At 64.8% G+C, this 16,385-nt stretch carries 16 protein-coding genes and 1 pseudogene; 6 read left to right on the forward strand and 11 right to left on the reverse strand.

Translation table 11 applies throughout. The features are described from left to right. Positions 1-174: 174 nt before the first annotated feature. The 5 genes and pseudogenes from AC07UC_RS04250 to AC07UC_RS04270 form a co-directional block, all read right to left on the reverse strand. Positions 175-2,217, reverse strand: a complete 2,043-nt coding sequence (locus AC07UC_RS04250) for a hydantoinase/oxoprolinase family protein (protein ID WP_140770944.1) — start codon at positions 2,215-2,217, stop codon at positions 175-177. A gap of 161 nt (positions 2,218-2,378) precedes the next feature. Further along, a pseudogene (locus AC07UC_RS04255) lies at positions 2,379-2,769 on the reverse strand (endonuclease domain-containing protein). Between the two features lie 109 nt (positions 2,770-2,878). Beyond that, positions 2,879-3,505 (reverse strand): CDGSH iron-sulfur domain-containing protein, encoded by a 627-nt coding sequence (locus AC07UC_RS04260; RefSeq protein WP_140770946.1) that lies wholly within the window; start codon positions 3,503-3,505, stop codon positions 2,879-2,881. 121 nt (positions 3,506-3,626) lie between these two features. Further along, the gene (locus tag AC07UC_RS04265) at positions 3,627-3,998 is read right to left on the reverse strand and encodes a hypothetical protein (RefSeq protein WP_140770948.1); all 372 of its coding nucleotides are present in this window, start codon (positions 3,996-3,998) and stop codon (positions 3,627-3,629) included. A gap of 124 nt (positions 3,999-4,122) precedes the next feature. Beyond that, positions 4,123-4,371 (reverse strand): DUF1127 domain-containing protein, encoded by a 249-nt coding sequence (locus AC07UC_RS04270; RefSeq protein ID WP_494904243.1) that lies wholly within the window; start codon positions 4,369-4,371, stop codon positions 4,123-4,125. 227 nt (positions 4,372-4,598) lie between these two features. Between AC07UC_RS04270 and AC07UC_RS04275 the strand changes: the two genes are divergently transcribed. After that, complete coding sequence (locus AC07UC_RS04275; RefSeq protein WP_494904244.1) at positions 4,599-6,116, forward strand: winged helix-turn-helix domain-containing tetratricopeptide repeat protein; 1,518 nt, start codon at positions 4,599-4,601, stop codon at positions 6,114-6,116. Positions 6,117-6,128: 12 nt separating this feature from the next. Here the strand turns inward: AC07UC_RS04275 and AC07UC_RS04280 are convergent, their stop codons facing one another. The 3 genes from AC07UC_RS04280 to AC07UC_RS04290 all read right to left on the reverse strand — a co-directional run bounded on the left by AC07UC_RS04280 (position 6,129) and on the right by AC07UC_RS04290 (position 9,143). Next, positions 6,129-6,485: a hypothetical protein gene (locus AC07UC_RS04280; RefSeq protein ID WP_140770954.1), complete on the reverse strand. Its 357-nt coding sequence runs from the start codon at positions 6,483-6,485 to the stop codon at positions 6,129-6,131. Positions 6,486-6,553: 68 nt separating this feature from the next. Then, positions 6,554-8,041, reverse strand: coding sequence for a pyridoxal phosphate-dependent decarboxylase family protein (locus AC07UC_RS04285; protein ID WP_494904245.1), 1,488 nt, complete (start codon positions 8,039-8,041; stop codon positions 6,554-6,556). A 13-nt stretch (positions 8,042-8,054) separates the two neighbouring features. Continuing rightward, entirely contained in the window at positions 8,055-9,143 is a 1,089-nt protein-coding gene (locus AC07UC_RS04290) for a PLP-dependent cysteine synthase family protein (RefSeq protein WP_494904247.1), read from the reverse strand. Between the two features lie 249 nt (positions 9,144-9,392). Between AC07UC_RS04290 and AC07UC_RS04295 the strand changes: the two genes are divergently transcribed. The 5 genes from AC07UC_RS04295 (at position 9,393) to AC07UC_RS04315 (ending at position 12,950) form a co-directional block, all read left to right on the forward strand. Beyond that, a complete protein-coding gene (locus AC07UC_RS04295) occupies positions 9,393-11,384 on the forward strand; it encodes a transcriptional regulator (RefSeq protein WP_494908891.1) in 1,992 nt (663 codons plus the stop codon). A gap of 100 nt (positions 11,385-11,484) precedes the next feature. Continuing rightward, positions 11,485-11,664, forward strand: a complete 180-nt coding sequence (locus tag AC07UC_RS04300) for a hypothetical protein (protein WP_056576321.1) — start codon at positions 11,485-11,487, stop codon at positions 11,662-11,664. A gap of 70 nt (positions 11,665-11,734) precedes the next feature. Next, positions 11,735-12,115, forward strand: a complete 381-nt coding sequence (locus AC07UC_RS04305; RefSeq protein ID WP_494904250.1) for a YkvA family protein — start codon at positions 11,735-11,737, stop codon at positions 12,113-12,115. Between the two features lie 108 nt (positions 12,116-12,223). Then, positions 12,224-12,706, forward strand: coding sequence for a DUF2127 domain-containing protein (locus AC07UC_RS04310; RefSeq protein WP_494904252.1), 483 nt, complete (start codon positions 12,224-12,226; stop codon positions 12,704-12,706). A 70-nt stretch (positions 12,707-12,776) separates the two neighbouring features. Further along, positions 12,777-12,950 (forward strand): hypothetical protein, encoded by a 174-nt coding sequence (locus tag AC07UC_RS04315; protein ID WP_494904254.1) that lies wholly within the window; start codon positions 12,777-12,779, stop codon positions 12,948-12,950. A 23-nt stretch (positions 12,951-12,973) separates the two neighbouring features. On the opposite strand, the gene AC07UC_RS04320 is transcribed toward AC07UC_RS04315, so the two are convergent. The 3 genes from AC07UC_RS04320 to AC07UC_RS04330 form a co-directional block, all read right to left on the reverse strand. Further along, positions 12,974-13,513: a cytochrome b gene (locus AC07UC_RS04320; protein WP_494904256.1), complete on the reverse strand. Its 540-nt coding sequence runs from the start codon at positions 13,511-13,513 to the stop codon at positions 12,974-12,976. 188 nt (positions 13,514-13,701) lie between these two features. Beyond that, positions 13,702-14,010, reverse strand: coding sequence for a UBP-type zinc finger domain-containing protein (locus AC07UC_RS04325; RefSeq protein ID WP_023777710.1), 309 nt, complete (start codon positions 14,008-14,010; stop codon positions 13,702-13,704). Between the two features lie 61 nt (positions 14,011-14,071). Then, positions 14,072-15,769, reverse strand: a complete 1,698-nt coding sequence (locus AC07UC_RS04330; protein WP_494904258.1) for an FAD-dependent oxidoreductase — start codon at positions 15,767-15,769, stop codon at positions 14,072-14,074. Positions 15,770-16,385: the final 616 nt, after the last annotated feature.

A 16,385-nucleotide genomic window follows, 5' to 3' on the forward strand; every position in this document is an offset into this window, starting at 1 on the left:
GGTTGGCGAAGCGCCGATCTCCCCCCTCGAGGGGGAGATGGCCGGCAGGCCAGAGGGGGTCGCCCGACATAAGGCGCTAGCCTCTTCTGTTCAAAGCAGAAGGTCGCGTCCCGTCGAACCGACCCCCTCTGTCGCCTTCGGCGACATCTCCCCCTCAAGGGGGGAGATCAGCCGCTACACCGCGATCCTTGGCCTTCCCGAGGCCACCGCCACCACATGCGCCTCGATGAACATGCGCTGGGCTTCGACCGTCGAAACACGGAACTCGGTCGCCACGTCGATCTCGGCGTTGTCGGTACCGGCGTCCCGGGCGCGCTCGGCGACAATCGCCCGCACATCGGCCTCGGCCGCCGCGATCGCCGCCGCCTCGTCGAGGAAATCGCGCACCGTCTCACCCGAGGCAAGCCTGAACAGCCCTTCCTTTGGCTGGCTGACCCGCGCTTCGGCCGAGACCCTGACCTGGCCGACGACGGCGCCGAGCGCGTTGGCGACATCGGTGTCTTCCGGCACCACGCAGTCATTGCCGACCAGCGGCGCCAGGCCGGCATAGTGCAGCGGCGCCGAGGCGCCGAGGCCGATGACGGGGCGGTCGAGCGCGACGCTCAGCCGGGCGATACCGGGATGGGCGTCGACGGCGCGCTGCACCAGCGCGTGCGCCACGGTCGCGGCGCCATCGAGCCCGTCCTCGGCGAAAGCGGTTTCAAGGATGTATTCGGCCGACCAGCGTGTCAGCGTCACCAGCACCCGCTCCGAGATCACCTCCGGTGACGCCGCTATAGGCTGGCCACGGCCGTCGCGCTTGCGGGCGAACAGGTCGGCGCCAAGGCGGGCGGTGGCGGCATCCCAGTTGGCCTGCTTGCCAAGCACATGCGCCGCGTCCGAAGGGGTGAAGCCGCAAATATGCACCAGCCCGCGCGAGACCAGCCGGTTCAGGGTGGCGTTCTGGGCATTCGACGTCAGCAGCCGGTCGAGGGCGAGCGGGGTCGCGCCTATCGCCTCGTAGAGCCGCGCTTCCGGGGCGGTCAGCCCGGCGGCGAGCCTGTCCGGCACGCCGGTGCGAACCGCGAAGCGGCCGTCCATGCGGCCGGTGTTGGGCGCGCGCAGCTGACGCTCGAGTTCTGACGTCACCGCCTCGCCATGCGCCATGCCGGCCAGCGCCAAAGGCACCAGGCGGCGCGGCCCAAGCAGGATTTTCGGGTTGAGCGCGCCATCCTCCAGCGCCACTTCGGAATCGCCGCCCAGACCGAAAGTGCGCATGGCGACGGCCTCGACCATGGTGCGGAAGCCGCCGACGGTGGCGCCTTCCGGATCGAGCCGCGGCCGGCCGTTGTCGAGCACGGCGACGTCGGTGGTGGTGCCGCCAATGTCGGACACCATGGCATTGTCGAGCCCGGTCATGTGGCGGGCACCGACCAGGCTGGCGGCGGGGCCGGAGAGAATGGTCTCGATCGGCCGCTGGCGGGCGAACGCCGCCGAGACCAGCGCGCCGTCGCCGCGCACCACCATCAGCGGGGCGGCGATGTTGCGCTCCGTGAGAAAGCCTTCGGTCGCCGCCACCAAGCGGTCGATCATCGAGATCAGCCTGGCGTTGAGCAGGGTCGTCAGCGCCCGGCGCGGGCCACCGAGCTTGGCCGACAGTTCGTGGCTTGCCGTGACCGGCAGGCCGGTTTTCTCGCGGATCAGTTCGCGGGCGGCAATCTCGTGCGCCGGATTGCGGGTGGCGAAATAGGCGCAGACGGCAAAACCGGACACCGAGGCGCCGAGCTCCGGCAAGGCGGCCTCAAGCCCGGACAGGTCGAGCTTGGCGGCATTGCCGTGGACATCGTGGCCGCCCGGGCAAAACACCACCGGATCGGTGCCGAGCGCCGTCTTCAGCCCGTCACGGGCAAGATCGGCCTCGGAGAAGCCGATCATGACCAGCGCGACGCGGCCGCCCTGCCCCTCGACCAGCGCATTGGTGGCGAGCGTCGTCGACATCGAGACCAGCTTGATGTCAGCCGGATTGGTGCCGGCCTTTTCGAGCACCGCGTCGACGGCGCCGGAAATGCCGACGGCCAGATCGTGCCTGGTGGTCAGTGACTTGGCCTTGGCCAGCACCTTGCCCTTGTTCGGCCCCTGCTGCGGACCTTCGGTTTCAGACCACAGCACGGCATCGGTATAGGTGCCGCCGGTGTCGATGCCGAGGAACAGGGGTTTTGGCTTGGTCTTGGCGGTCATTGCTGATGGTGGTCCGATTTATCTGCCCCAGCCCTTAGCCGATACAGGCGGGCCGATAAAGCCGCGAGCGCTGGGCCAAGGGAGGAGAGCCAATCTCCCCCCTCGTGGGGGAGATGGCCGGCAGGCCAGAGGGGGGCGCTGTCCCGCCGACATCACCGCGACTACAGCTCCTCCAGCCGATTCGGTGAAGGCGCCGCTGCAAGCCCGGCCACAATCACAATATGCTGGCAGACATTGTCGATGTCGCGGATGATGTCGTCGTTCCAGAAGCGCAGGACGGTCCAGCCGTCTTGTTCCAGGCGCAACGTCCTTGCTTCGTCGCTGGCGAGCACATCGGCTTCTGCATGCTGGGAACCGTCGACTGACAAGTTTCTTCTCCGGGCAAGCGAAGTCGACAATGTAACCGGCGACCGGAAATTGTCGGCGGAAGCCAAGCCCCATCAGCCGATGCGCGCGAAGCTCGTTCCAGAGCTTCAACTCGGCTGATGTCATGACCTTGCGCATCGATCTGGCGTCTGCGCGATGTCTCGGAGGCAACGGTGTGTGGGGCATTGTTGCGCTCGGTGGCTATTGAAGTTGGTGCCCTACGGCGCCCCCCTCTGTCCTGCCGGACATCTCCCCCACGAGGGGGGAGATTGGCTGCGTCGGCCGCAGCGTCAAACTACCCCACAAATCCAACCTTCTTGTGCGACCCGTCGCAAAACGGCTTGTTGGCCGAGTGGCCGCAGCGGCACAGGAAAGCGACCGTCGTGCGATCGATCGTATGGCCGGTGCCGGTGACGATTTCGAGATTGCCCTCGAGCTTGAGCGGGCCGTTTTTCGTCGGGGTGACATTGAGCGGACCATTGCGCGCTTCGAGTGCCGGCGCTTCCTTTAACGGCGGCTCACCGGTAGCGGTGAAGCCGGCCTTGATATGGCTGTTGTCGCAGAACGGCTTGTTCTGCGAGGCGCCGCAACGGCAGAGCGTGGCGCGATGGAAGGTCTCGTCGCCCAGGACGATTTCGGCGTGCACGGCCAGCGGGCCGTTTTCACGGACGCGCACGGTGTTGACCACCGGCGGCTGCTCCTGCGGGCCGCCATCCTTCCTGATGTAGGTGATAGCGCCCGATGGGCAATTTTCGGCCAGTGCAACGATCTTTTCGACGCTGGCCGCCTCTGGGTGGATCCACTGCCCCGGCGCATTGGGCACGAAGACATGCGGGTCGCCGAGCACGCAATTGCGCGAATGGATGCAGCGCTTGCCGGAAAATCCGACGTCGATTTTGTCGCTTTCGACCATGCCGGCCATCGCGGTGCTCCTGTTGCCTGGAGCACGCCGCGTTTCAAAGGAAGCCGCGCGGCGTGCTCGGGGTGATCGTCTCGGCGCAGGCTAGGGCGCCAACAGGAAAACCGTCAAGCTGGCAAACCGGTCAGGGGACGAGATTGATCTCCTCGGTCTCGCCGCCGCTGCAGGTGTAGCAGCAATCCTCGCATTTTTCCTTGTTGCCGGGGCCGACGCCCCAGTAGGTGCCTTCGTCGCCATCGACCCAGGCGCCGTAGCAGATCGATTCGCCCTCATTGCAGGAGATCGGCAACGACTTGGTCTCGCCGTCGTCGAGATAGAAGTCCTTGCCATCGCCCGGCCAGACATAGTCCCGGTCCTGGCTGTATAGCTCGATGCGCATGGCGTTGGGATGGCTATTCTTGATGGCAAAGGTGACGTCGCCGGCATGGGCGGACGGTGCAAACAGGACAGCAAGCGAAAACGCGGCGGCAAGCCGGCGCGCGGACGTGAAAGACATGGAAACCCCCGATGAAGAATCGGCCCTGACGGCCGATCGGGGTTATGCCATGACGCGGGCGGGCGCTAAAGGGATGATGGTGACAATTCCTGACTTAATCGGACACCGGATCTCAAGACATCGCCTATCGCTGCCAGAACGGCAGCTTGGCGATCTCATCCTCGACCTGTCGTCTGGTCAGGCCGATATCGTCGATCAGATGCGGATTGACCTCCGAGATTCGCTTGAGGTCCCAGCGATAGCGCGTCCGTTCGCGCCAGGCCGCGATGGTGTTTCGCAGGGTCGCAAGGCCATAGCGACGACGCGGCGCCTGCCCGACGGTGGTTCCCCGCCGTACGGCCTGATGCGGGGCCGATGCAAAGCTATTGGTCATGGCAACCTCCATGTGGCTTGGGGGCCCAAACGGTTTGAGAATGGGCACCCTCGAACTGAAAGAGGCTGAATTCTGCAGGATACGGACGGCGCCGTAATTAAAGCCCGCCAAATAGTTCTCAAAAGTTCCAAATGGCTCTAACCCTTTGTTTTGGCGCCATTCCCCGGGGAAAGCGCATCGCGTTTTCCGATAAACCGCCTCACGCTTTTCCCGGAATTGCTCTATAGATGCGCCTCATGCAGGGATCGCGCTTTGCCTTTGGTCCGTTCGTGCTTGATCCGGGTGCGGGAACGCTGCTTCGGAACGACGATCCCGTTGCCGTCGGCTATCGCGGGCTGAAGCTGCTCGCGGCGCTCGTCGGACGGCCAGGCGAAATCCTGGAGAAAGCCGAATTGATGGACGCGGCGTGGCCGGGCACGGCGGTCGAGGAAGGCAACCTCACCGTCCAGATCGCACAGCTGCGTAAACTGCTCGGGCCGCCCGCCGACGGCGGCGAATGGATATCGACGGTTCCGCGCGTCGGCTACCGCTTCACGGGCGCCATCGAGCAGCTCGACCGCGCGAAGCGAAAACCCTTGCCGCTGCCCGACAAACCATCGATTGCGGTGCTGCCCTTCGTCAACCTCGGCAACGATCCCGAGCAGGAGGCCTTCGCCGACGGGTTGACCGAAGATTTGATCACCGACCTGTCCAGGGCCCCGGGCCTGTTCGTCATCGCGCGCAACTCGACCTTTGCCTACAAGGGCAAGGCGATGGACGTGCGCGCGATCGCCGAGGAGCTTGGCGTGCGCTACCTCCTGGAAGGGAGTGCGAGGCGCGCGGCGGGGCGCGTGCGCATCAACGCACAGCTGGTCGACGCGTTGAGCGGCGAGCATCTGTGGGCGGAACGCTTCGATCGCGGTCTGGACGATATCTTTGCCGTCCAGGACGAGGCCACGGCCAAGATCGTGGAGGCGCTGCTCGGCAGGCTGCGCGCGCCACCGGCACGCAACCGCCCCACAAACCTGGAGGCCTACGATCTGTGCGTGCGGGCGCGCAAGCTGATCGACGATTCGCCGCAATCGGCACGGGAAGCGCATCTGATGCTGACGCGCGCGGTGTCTCTCGATCCGGCCTACGCCGAGGCCTATCGCTGGCTTGCCATGAACCACTGGATGGGATGGGTGCATTGGGGTGAGCCGGTCGAACCCAACCGCCGCATTGCCCTGGACCTGGCGCGCAAGGCCGTGGCGATCGACCCCAACGATGCCGGCTGCCACTGGGTGCTCGGCAATCTGCTCGCCTATGAGCGCAGCTTCGAAGAGGCCGATGCCGAATTCGCCAAGGCGTTCGAGCTCGACCCGAACGAGGCGGACGCCTGGGCGACACTGTCGGACATCACGACACTGGCCGGGCGGGTCGAGGAAGGCCTCGAGCAGATCCGTAAGGCGTTCCGGCTGAACCCATTTCCGGCAAGCTGGTACTATCTCACCCTTGGCCAGGCGCAATATGCGGCGCGCGACTACGAGGCCGCCGTCGAAACGCTGCGCCGGGACGAGACCTACCGGACGAGCTCACGCCGTTTCCTGGCGGCAAGCCTGGCCCAACTCGGCCGGCTCGACGAGGCGCGCGCCGAGGTCGAGCTGTTCCTCGTCGGCAACCCGCATTTCACAACCCGCCACTGGGTCTGGACGGAGCCCTTCCGCGACACCGCGATGCTCGAGCATTTCGTGGACGGCTTCCGCAAAGCCGGGCTGCCGGACTGACGTGCCGGTCGATCACGGCACCAGATCGATCGTCTCGGTCGAGTGTTCCACGCAGATGAAGCAGCAGTTGTCGCAAGGCTGATCGTTGTCCGGCCCGACGCCGGCGGAGATCTGGTCGTTGCCGTCGACCCAGGCGCCATAGCAGATGCGCTCGCCCTGATTGCAGGACAGCGGCACCGATTTCTGCGAGCCCGGATCGATCAGGAACACCTTGTCGTTGCCCGGCCAGACCGTCTCGCGGTCGCGGCTGAACAGCTCGACCGCAACCGCGCGGCTGTGCAGGTTCTTGACGAAGAAGGCCATGTCGGCGGCTTTGGCTGAATTGGTGAAGACCAGCGCCACGAGCACGGCCATACGAAAGAGCGTCACGGTCTGGCCTCCCGAATCATTGCCGCAGAATCGCATGGCCGCCCGTGCCTGTCGCTCGCGTTTTCTGACTATTTCCCGGAAGGCCCCTGCGCCCTGATCTCCCGGCCCAGCCGCAGCGTCTCACCGACCAGAAGGTCGAGGTCGTCGCGCCTTGTGCGATGGTTGGCGATCGCCACGCGCAACCAGTGCTCGCCATGCACCGTGGTGTCGGAGAGGGTGGCAATACCCTGTTCCTGCAGCCGCAACATGATCTCGGTGTTGAGCGCCTTCAGCGCCTCACCCGTGACGCCAGGCTGGTAGCGGAAGCAGACGATGTTGATGGTCGGCTGTATCGCTAGCTCCAGCAGCGGCTCGGCCTCGATGCGTTCGGCGAGATAGAGAGCCTGCGCGATGTTCTGGTCGATCAGGCGGCCGAATTTGTCGACGCCATGCTCCTTCAGCGCCATCCACACTTTGAGCGCGCGAAAGCCGCGCGACGTCTGCAGGCCGTAGTCGTGCAGCCATTCGCCGGAGGCAAGACCGCGCGGCATCGATTCCAGATATTCCGGCGTCACCGCGAAGGTCCGGCGATGCGCGATTGCGTCCCTGACCAGGGCGCAGCCGACCTCGAATGGCGCGTGCAGCCATTTGTGCGGATCGAGCGCGACCGAATCGGCCCATTCGATGCCGGCAACGCGATGCGCGTTCTCAGGCGCAATCGCAATCAGCGCACCGATGCAGCCGTCGACATGAAACCACAGGTCTTCCTCATGAGCGAGTTTGGCCAACGCCCGCAGATCGTCGATCGCCCCGGTGTTGACCGTGCCGGCATTGCCGATGACACAGGCCGGTCTGAAACCCGCCGCGCGATCCTCCGATATGGCTGCTCGCAGGGCCGGTATATCGATGCGCAACCCGGCGTCGGTCGGGATCCGGCGCAGCGCCCGGTTGCCGAGGCCAAGCGCTTCCATTGCCTTGCGATGGCAGGAGTGGATCTGGTCCGATCCATAGAAGCGCAGCGGCTTTTCGATCGCGGCAACGCCGTGCTCGCGCACGTCGATGCCGGCCTTGGTGTTGCGCGCCACCGTCAGCCCGATGATGTTGGCCATCGAGCCGCCGCTGACCAGCGTGCCGGAGGCGGAAGCGGGAAAGCCCAGCATCTGTTTGCACCAGTTGACCACCTGGCCGTCCATCAGCCCGGCGGCGTGGTTGCCGCCGCCGAGGTTGGAGCCCTGGATTGCCGCCAGGAAGTCGCCGAGCGCACCGGTGAAGTTGCTCGAGCCCATATACCAGGCCCAGAAACGCGGATGGACGTTGCCCATCGGGTAGGACATCACGGTGCGCGAGACCTCGCCATAGACAGCGGCCAGCGGCGCGGGGAAGCGCGGCAAGGGTGCCGCGAAGGCTTCTCTCACATCCGCCGGCATTTCCCGCCAGGCCGGCCGGTCCCTGACATCACGCAGATAGTCGACGGCATCGTCGATGACCTGGTGCGACAGGGCCTGGACAGAGGTCCAGTCGGCGGGGTCAAGCGTTTCCTCGGCCACCAGCCCAAGGGTCTCCTGCGCGATATCCATGACCGGGCTCCCGTCAAGCCGCCGGGAACTGGCAGCCGGGCGTCGAGCGCGACAGCGCCATCTCGTCGGCATCCATCTCGGCCTCGATGCCGTCGAACAGCGGCGTCGACATGTAGCGCTCGCCGGTGTCGGGCAGCATGCACAGGATCACCGATCCGGGCGCTGCCTTCTCCGCGACCTGCCGTGCGACGGCGAAGGTGGCGCCGCCGGAAATGCCGGTGAAGATGCCTTCCCTCTGCGCCAGGGCCTTCGCCCATTTGATGCCCTCGGGCCCGGCGATCGGCATCACTTCATCATAGAGGCTGGCGTCGATGGCTTCCTGCAGGACATTGGGGATGAAGTCCGGCGTCCAGCCCTGGACAGGATGCGGCTCGAAGGCCGGATGGCTGGCGGCTGGCGCCCCATGGGCGCCGCGCTGCTGCGTCTTGCCGCTACCGACCAGCTGGGCGTTGGCCGGTTCGCAGAGCACGATGCGGGTGTCCGGCCGCTCGCGGCGCAGCACGCGCGCCACGCCGACGACGGTACCGCCAGTGCCATAGCCGGTGACGAAGCAATCGAGCCGCGACCCGGCGAAATCATTGACGATCTCGCGCGCCGTGGTCGCCTCGTGGATGGCCGCATTGGCCGCCGTCTCGAACTGGCGGGCGAGGAACCAGCCATTGGCCTCAGCCAGTTCAACCGCCTTCTTGTACATGCCGAAGCCCTTTTCGGCGCGCGGCGTCAGCACCACCTTGGCACCAAGCATGCGCATCAGCTTGCGGCGTTCGACGGAGAAACTGTCGGCCATGGTGACGACCAGCGGATAGCCCTTTTGCGCACAGACCATGGCGAGCCCGATGCCGGTGTTGCCGCTGGTCGCCTCGACCACGGTCTGGCCAGGCTTCAGCGCGCCGCTGCGCTCGCCCTCCTCGATGATGTTGAGCGCCAGCCTGTCCTTCACCGAGGCGCCTGGGTTGAAGAACTCGGCCTTGACATAGATCGTCGCATGGGCCGGTCCGAGATTGTTGATGCGCACCACCGGCGTGTCGCCGACAGTGTCGAGAATGCTGTCGAACAGGCGGCCGCGTCCGGCCGTGGTCCTGATTTTCTGCTTATTCAACATCGTTGATCTCCTCGATCGTGTTCATCTTCACAGGCCGGTTACAAACCGGCGGCTTGGGCGGCGAGGTTTCGAGACATGGCCGCGCTAGGACTGACGTGCCGACGATGCGGCAATAACGGTACCCGGCGTGGAAATTCGCCGCCGGATGCGCTGTGTCGTGTTTGGTGATACAGCAAAGGCCGGCGGATCAGCGTGGGAGCAGGCGTGGAAACGGACGTGGAATCCGCACCATCGAGGCTGGACGGCGACATGCCGCGCCTGTCGGTGCGCCTGCTCGGACCGCTGGAAATCTTGCGTAATGGGACGCCGGTAGCGCTACCGGCATCGCGCAAGCTGCGCGCGCTGCTCGCCTATCTGGCGCTGGCGCCGCACGCGGTTGGGCGCAGCCGCCTGTGCGAGCTGTTGTGGGACGTGCCCAACGATCCACGCGGCGAGTTGCGCTGGTACCTGAGCAAGCTGCGCGCGGCCCTCGACACGCCGGACCGGCGCCGGGTCGAGACACGGGGCGACACGGTGGCGCTCGATCTCGATGGCTGCCTTGTCGATGCGCTGGACGTCACCCGCGCCGCCGCGCAAGGGATCGGCACGCTCGATCGGGAGCGGTTGCGGGCGCTGTCAGAACTCTTCGCCGGCGATTTGCTCGACGGGCTGGACCTCGAGCGCAGCCCGCTTTTCGACAGCTGGCTGATCGCCCAGCGCCGGCGTTTCCAGGCGTACCACGCCGCCGTGCTCGAACAGCTTGCCGTAAACCATCCGGAGGGCTCGCCCGAAATGTCCATGCATCTCGACAAATGGGTCGAGCTGGCGCCGTTCGACACGCGCGCGCATCTGGCCTTGCTGTCCAGTCTGGCGGAGCGCGGCGCCATCGGCGCGGCCGAGGAGCATCTGGCTTCGGCGGCTCGCCTGTTCCAATCGGAAGAACTGGATTTCGCTCCGCTTCGCGCGGCCTGGCAGGCAATCCGTGACCAACAGTCCGGCAGCTCGCTCAAGGCGCAACCGGCCTGCCTGTCCACACCATCGCAATTGGCAGTCCCACCGGATGCCGGCACGGTCGAGCCAAGCCAGGCCTCGCTGGCGGTGATGCCGTTTGTCGAGGAAGCCGGCGAGGGCACACGCGGCGGGCTTGCCGACGGCTTCACCCATGACATCATCACCCGCCTCGCCAAACTCCGCGATTTCTTCGTCATCGCGCGCGGATCGGTGTTTGCGCTGGCTGAAAAAGCCATCGCGCCGGAAGAAGCCGGCAGAAAACTTGGCGTCGACTATGTCGCCACCGGCACGGTGCGCAACGCGGCCGGCCGGCTGATCGTCAGCGTCGAGCTCATCGAGGTGCGCACGGCCAGGATCGTCTGGGCGGAGACCTTCGAGCGCCGGCCCGACGACATTTTTGCCGTGCTCGACGATATCGGCGACAGCATCGTGTCGTCGATCTCTGCCGAGATCGAAACGGTCGAGCGCAACCGCGCTATGCTGAAGGCACCCAATTCGCTCAACGCCTGGGAGGCCTACCATCGCGGCCTCTGGCACATGTACCGCTTCACGCAGGCCGAGAACGAGCAGGCGCGGCATTTCTTTGACAAGGCCTTGCAGCTGGACCCCACCTTTGCCCGCGCCTATGCCGGCCTGTCGTTCACCCACTGGCAGAATGCGTTCCAGCGCTGGGGCGACCGCGACCGCGAAAGCGCGCTGGCCTATGAGAGCGCCGGCCACAGCCTGCTGGTCGACGACCACAATCCGGCCGCGCACTGGGCGATGGGCCGGGCGCTGTGGCTGCGCGGCGAGCAGGATGGATCGCTCTCCGAACTGGGGCGGGCGGTGGATCTCAGCCCGAATTTCGCGCTCGGCCATTACGCGCTGTCCTTCGTCCACTCGCAATCGGGCGACCCGCGGGCGGCGATAAGCTCCTCCGACCATTCGCGTCATCTCAGCCCCTTCGACCCGCTGCTGTTCGGCATGCTGGGCTCACGCGCTATGTCGCATGTCCGGCTCGGCCAGTTCGAAGAGGCGGCCGACTGGGCGCTGAAAGCGGCGGCGCGGCCGAATGCGCATACCATCATCCTGGCGATCGCAGCGCACTGCCTGGCGCTGGCCGGCCGGCTCGAAGAGGCGCGCGGCTTTGCCGCCGCCATCCGCAAGACATTGCCTGATTATCGCGCCGACGATTTCATCGGCACGTTCCGCTTCGATCCCGATGCCGAGGCGCTGTTCCGGCAAGGCGCAAGGCGCATCGGGCTCAGCTGATTTTCGCGCTGGACTTGCGTCCGTTAACGAAGTCGGAAGGAGTTGTTTAACCGTTCACCTCTATGTGACCTCCCGGGGGGTCCATGGCAAAGTGAGTATGATGAGCGACAGCCCCGACAAGCGCAGCAACGAATGGCGCGCCATTCTCCACGTACAGGCCCGCGTCGCCGTCCTGTTCGTTCCGGTTGTCGCCAGCCTGCTGATCATAGCCGCGCTTGCCGGCAACGAACGCAAATCCGTTCCCGATGTCGACCGCACCGTAACCGGGTCGGTGCGATAGACGGCACGACAGCCGGCCGCGAACGCTGTGCGCTATTGGGCGCGTCATCCTTTGGCGCTACAGTCATCCAATGGCTACAGCACTGCGCGAATGGGCCCGAGCGATCAAGCGCGACGTGCATGCGCTCTACCTTGCCGCGCGCGATCCCCGAACGCCGTGGTACGCCAAGGCGCTTGCCGTGTGTGTCGCGGGCTATGCCTTGTCTCCAATCGACCTGATTCCCGATTTCATCCCCCTGGTTGGCTACCTCGATGATGCGATCCTGGTTCCCTTGGGGATCCTTGCCGTGGTCAAGATGATACCGCCCGAGGTCATGGCAGAGCACAGGGAGGCCGCCGCCCTCGCCGTTGACAGGCCCGTGAGCCGCAGCGCGGCGGTGATGATCGCCTGTATCTGGGGCGCCTCGGTCGCGCTGGCGGGATGGCTGGCGTATCGATACTTCGCCGGCTGATCTTGAAGCCGCGCCTTGTAACGTGGAACAACGCGATTGCGCTCCCGAATGCGTCTTTAGAGCGACTCCATCGGCATGGGTTTCCGTGGTTGGTTGTGAGGTGGATTCTTGAAGCTTGTCGATGAACACCGCATCCACCAGATCTTCAAAGTCAGCCTGTGGCTGAAGGGCGCGCATGCCCTGATCGAATGCATCGGCGGGATTCTGCTCTATGTCGTCACCACCGATACCATTGCCTCCTGGGTCAATGCCCTCACCGCGGAGGAATTGATCGAGGATCCCAACGACTTCATAGCTGGCCATCTGTCGCGGATGGCAAGTCATTTTTCGATCGCCAGCAAGGAGTTTTATGCCTTCTACCTGCTTAGCCACGGCCTGATAAAGCTTGCCTTGGTGGTCGGGCTTTTGAGAGGCAAGCTCTGGTCTTACCCTGCCTCGCTCGCGGCCTTGGGCTTGTTCATGGTCTATCAAGTCTACCGCTACTCATACACCCAATCATTCGGCCTGCTGGTCCTGACCGTCTTCGATGCGGTCGTCATGGTGTTGATCTGGCACGAGTGGAGGATCGTGCGGCAACAAAAGCCGGCATGATGGTTGAGTTGCCGGCGGAACCCCACGCACTGTCGGACATTGTGTTCCAGTACAGCCCCTGGAGGACATGATGACCAGAGCTTTCGATATCAACGACAACACGGAAGAAAATCCGAAGCGCCCGCCGCAGCCTGAGACCGGTGACGACCTCAGGAAAAAGAAGGTCGAAGGAAAGGCCTTCCAGGTGAACGAGAACAGCGTCGACAATCCGGCATCCGCGCCGGTGGCGCCAAAGCGGGACTGATCGAAGGAAGGCGGCGTGCGCGATCAGCGCGTGCTTTCCGGCAGCATTCGCTTGAGCACGTCATCCCTGCGGATGAAATGATGCCACAGCGCCGCCGCCGCATGCACGCCGGCAAGGATGAGGATCGAATTGGCGCAGAGGCTGTGCAGCTCCCTGATGAACCGGGCCGTGTCGCGATCCGGCGAAACTGGCGCCGGGATGGTGAAAAGATCGAAGAAACTCAGGGCATCGCCCCTGTACCAGGTCAGCAAGATTCCAAGCACGGGAATGGCCATCAGCAGCGCGTAAAGCGCGAGATGCGCAACCTTGGCCGCCCATCGCTCAAGCGGTGACATTTCCTGCGGCAGGCCGGGCGTCCCCAGCGTTAGGCGCAGGCCGACACGGATGACGACCAGCGTGAAAAGCAGCAGCCCGAACGAAATATGCAGCCACCAGACGAGCGCGCGGCCGGGATCGCCGCGCGGAAAGAGCTCCTCCACATAGGTCAGGCCATAAAGGCCGATGACCAGCAGAAACACCGCCCAGTGAATGGCCTTCTGCGCGCTTGTATAGGTGGGGTGCATGCGAGGCTTCCAGTTTTGAATACTTCTAAACTAGCCGTGATCATGTCAAAGCTTTGTCGGGCGACGATCCCGTTGGCCGTGCCTGGGCCACAGCTCATGCCTTGGACGACAAAAAGCCCGGACGAACCGGGCTTTTCGGATACTGAATCGTCGAGCGGTTCGAGTTCCGCTGTCCGCCCGATGCGGCCTCAATAAAACCTTGGGATCGGGCCGTTCTGCGGCGTCGTGCGGTCGCCTAGGTCGAGAAAAACCTCGTCGACATAGCACCAGCCCCAGCCTTCCGGCGGATCGTAGCCCTCGATGATGGGGTGGCTGGTGGCGTGAAAATGTTTCGTCGCGTGGCGGTTGGGCGAGTCGTCGCAGCAGCCGACATGGCCGCAGGTGCGGCAGAGCCGCAGATGCACCCACCACGAGCCGCTCTTTAGGCACTCCTCGCAACCGAGCGCGCTCGGCGTCACGTCCTTGATCCCAGCCGCATGCTTGCATTCATCCGCCATCACACTCTCCTGGCCAGTTGAGGCTCAACTCTTCCTTTTTGCGCTTTTCCCGGGAAAACCGTTACACACTTTTCCTGAAATTGCTCTCCGCGGCGTGGGTTCCGTCCTGCGCGAGATAGGCATGCAGCGCAGCCACCACCTGGGCGCCTTCGCCGACAGCCGCCGCGACGCGTTTGACCGAACCGCAACGCACATCGCCGATAGCAAACACCCCGCTGCGGCTTGTCTCCATCAGGCCCCGTTCCGGTCCGAGCTCGGATCCGGTGCGGATGAAACCCTTGGCGTCCAGCGCCACGTTGCACTGCGCCAGCCAGTCGGTGTTCGGATCGGCGCCGATGAACAGGAAGAGATGGCGGATCGGGCGTGTCGTCTGCTCCCCGCTGACGCGGTTGCGCCAGCGCACGGTGGCAAGATTGCCCTCCTCGCCCTCCAGCGCCTCGATCTCGGTCTCGGTCAACACCTCGATGTTTGGCTGCGCCTTGATACGCTCGACTAGGTAGCGCGACATCGAGGCATCGAGGCTGCCGCCGCGCGCCAGCAGCGCCACCTTGCGCGCATGGCTGGCCAGATAGACCGCCGCCTGCCCGGCCGAATTGCCGGCGCCCACCAGCGCCACCTCCTGGCCGGCGCAAAGCCGCCCTTCGATGGGCGAGGCCCAATAGTGCACCGACGTGCCCTCGAACCGCGACAGATTGGCGACATCGAGACGCCGGTAGCGCGCGCCACTGGCGATCACCACGCTGCGCGTGCGCACGGTCTCGCCGTCGCCGACATCGAGCAGGTAGCGGGCGCCTGAATTGTCGGCCGCGGCGCTCAGCAGCTTGGCTTCGTCCGGGATCACCATTTCGACGCCGAATTTCTGCGCCTGGTTGTAGGCGCGCGCCATCAGCGCCATGCCGGTGATGCCCGTGGGGAAACCGAGATAGTTCTCGATGCGCGAGGAGGCGCCGGCCTGCCCGCCGAAAGCCCGGCAATCGAGCACGATGGTCGACAATCCTTCCGACGCCGCATAGACCGCCGCCGCCAGCCCAGCCGGCCCGGCGCCGACAATGGCGACGTCATACAGCGTGTCGGCATCGATCGGCCTGAGCAGGCCGATACAGCGGGCGAGGTCCTTCTCGCCGGGATTCATCAGCAGCCTGCCGTTCGGGCACAGCACGACCGGCAGATGGTGGGGATCGACGTCGAAGCGCTCGACCAGGGTTTTCGCGCAGGGGTCGCTGGCGGAATCGAGCACGCGGTGCGGCTGGCCGCTGCGGGCGAGGAAGCCTTGCAGCCGCAAGACATCGGCATTGCCTGATGGTCCGATGATGATCGGTCCGCTGGTCGCGCTTTCCAGGAGCCCGACGCGGCGCAGGATCAGCGCCCGCATGATGCGCTCGCCGAGATTGGCCTCCTGCACCATCAGGTCGCGCACGCGCTGAGAGGGAATGACAAACGCCTCGACAGGCTCGGCGGCCTCGGCATTGACCAGCGAAGGGCGGGCCGAAAGCTGCGCCAGCTCGCCGACGAAGCTGCCCGGACCATGCGTGACGATCGTCTCGCGCCGGCCGAGCCCGCCGTCCTGGGTGATATCAACCCTGCCCGACAGCACGACGATCAGGCCGGGCGCCACATCGCCGGCCCTGATGATGTGCTCGCCGGCGGCATAGAAGCTGGCTTCGCCGAAACGGCGCATGTGGTCGATGTCGGTCTCGCTCAGCGTGGGAAACGCCTGATCGCGCCGGGCGCCGAAGATTGCGGTGCTGGATTGAGACATGGTTTTGAGCGTAGCGAAGCAGCCGCGCGGTTTGAAGCGGTTTATTGGCGGACTGGCCGAAAGGGGAGGTTGCTTCAAAAAGAAAAAGCCCGGGCGAACCGGGCTTTTTCTTTGGGTTTCTGAACCATGGAGTGGCTCGAAACTGGAATTTGGTGCCCAGAAGAGGACTCGCCAAAACGCGCCACATCTGAGCTATCTAATTGAATCTACTCATCAAGAAGGCCAGTTCTCGACTGTGCACTATCACACTTTCTAACACAGTCCAAGCCGGACATCGGTGTCATTGTTTGAATGTAAGTGTCAGTCGGGACCGGTGATCCTTCGAGGCGACGCCATGACTGCTTTGCGCCCCATTTCAGAAGGTTGTGCTGCTGCTTCCCAAGAGGTGCCCTCAATGATAGGCAGCTTCGTGTTCGCGCAAGAGTGCTTGTGGAGCGATGGAGCTGTAACAGGCTCTTGCTGATCCAGACTGTTGAGCGCAGCGGCCACGCAATCCGCCGTCGTCATGACGACATTTCAGGTTAGGCTTCCAGGTCTGCGCCGCCAACACGCCAGGGATGGACGCCGGATGGCGGATACCGAAGGCCTCGTTCACGAGAGCCCGTCCGAAGCAAAC

The sequence above is a fragment of the Mesorhizobium sp. GW821-FHT04C10 genome (genome assembly GCF_059420305.1).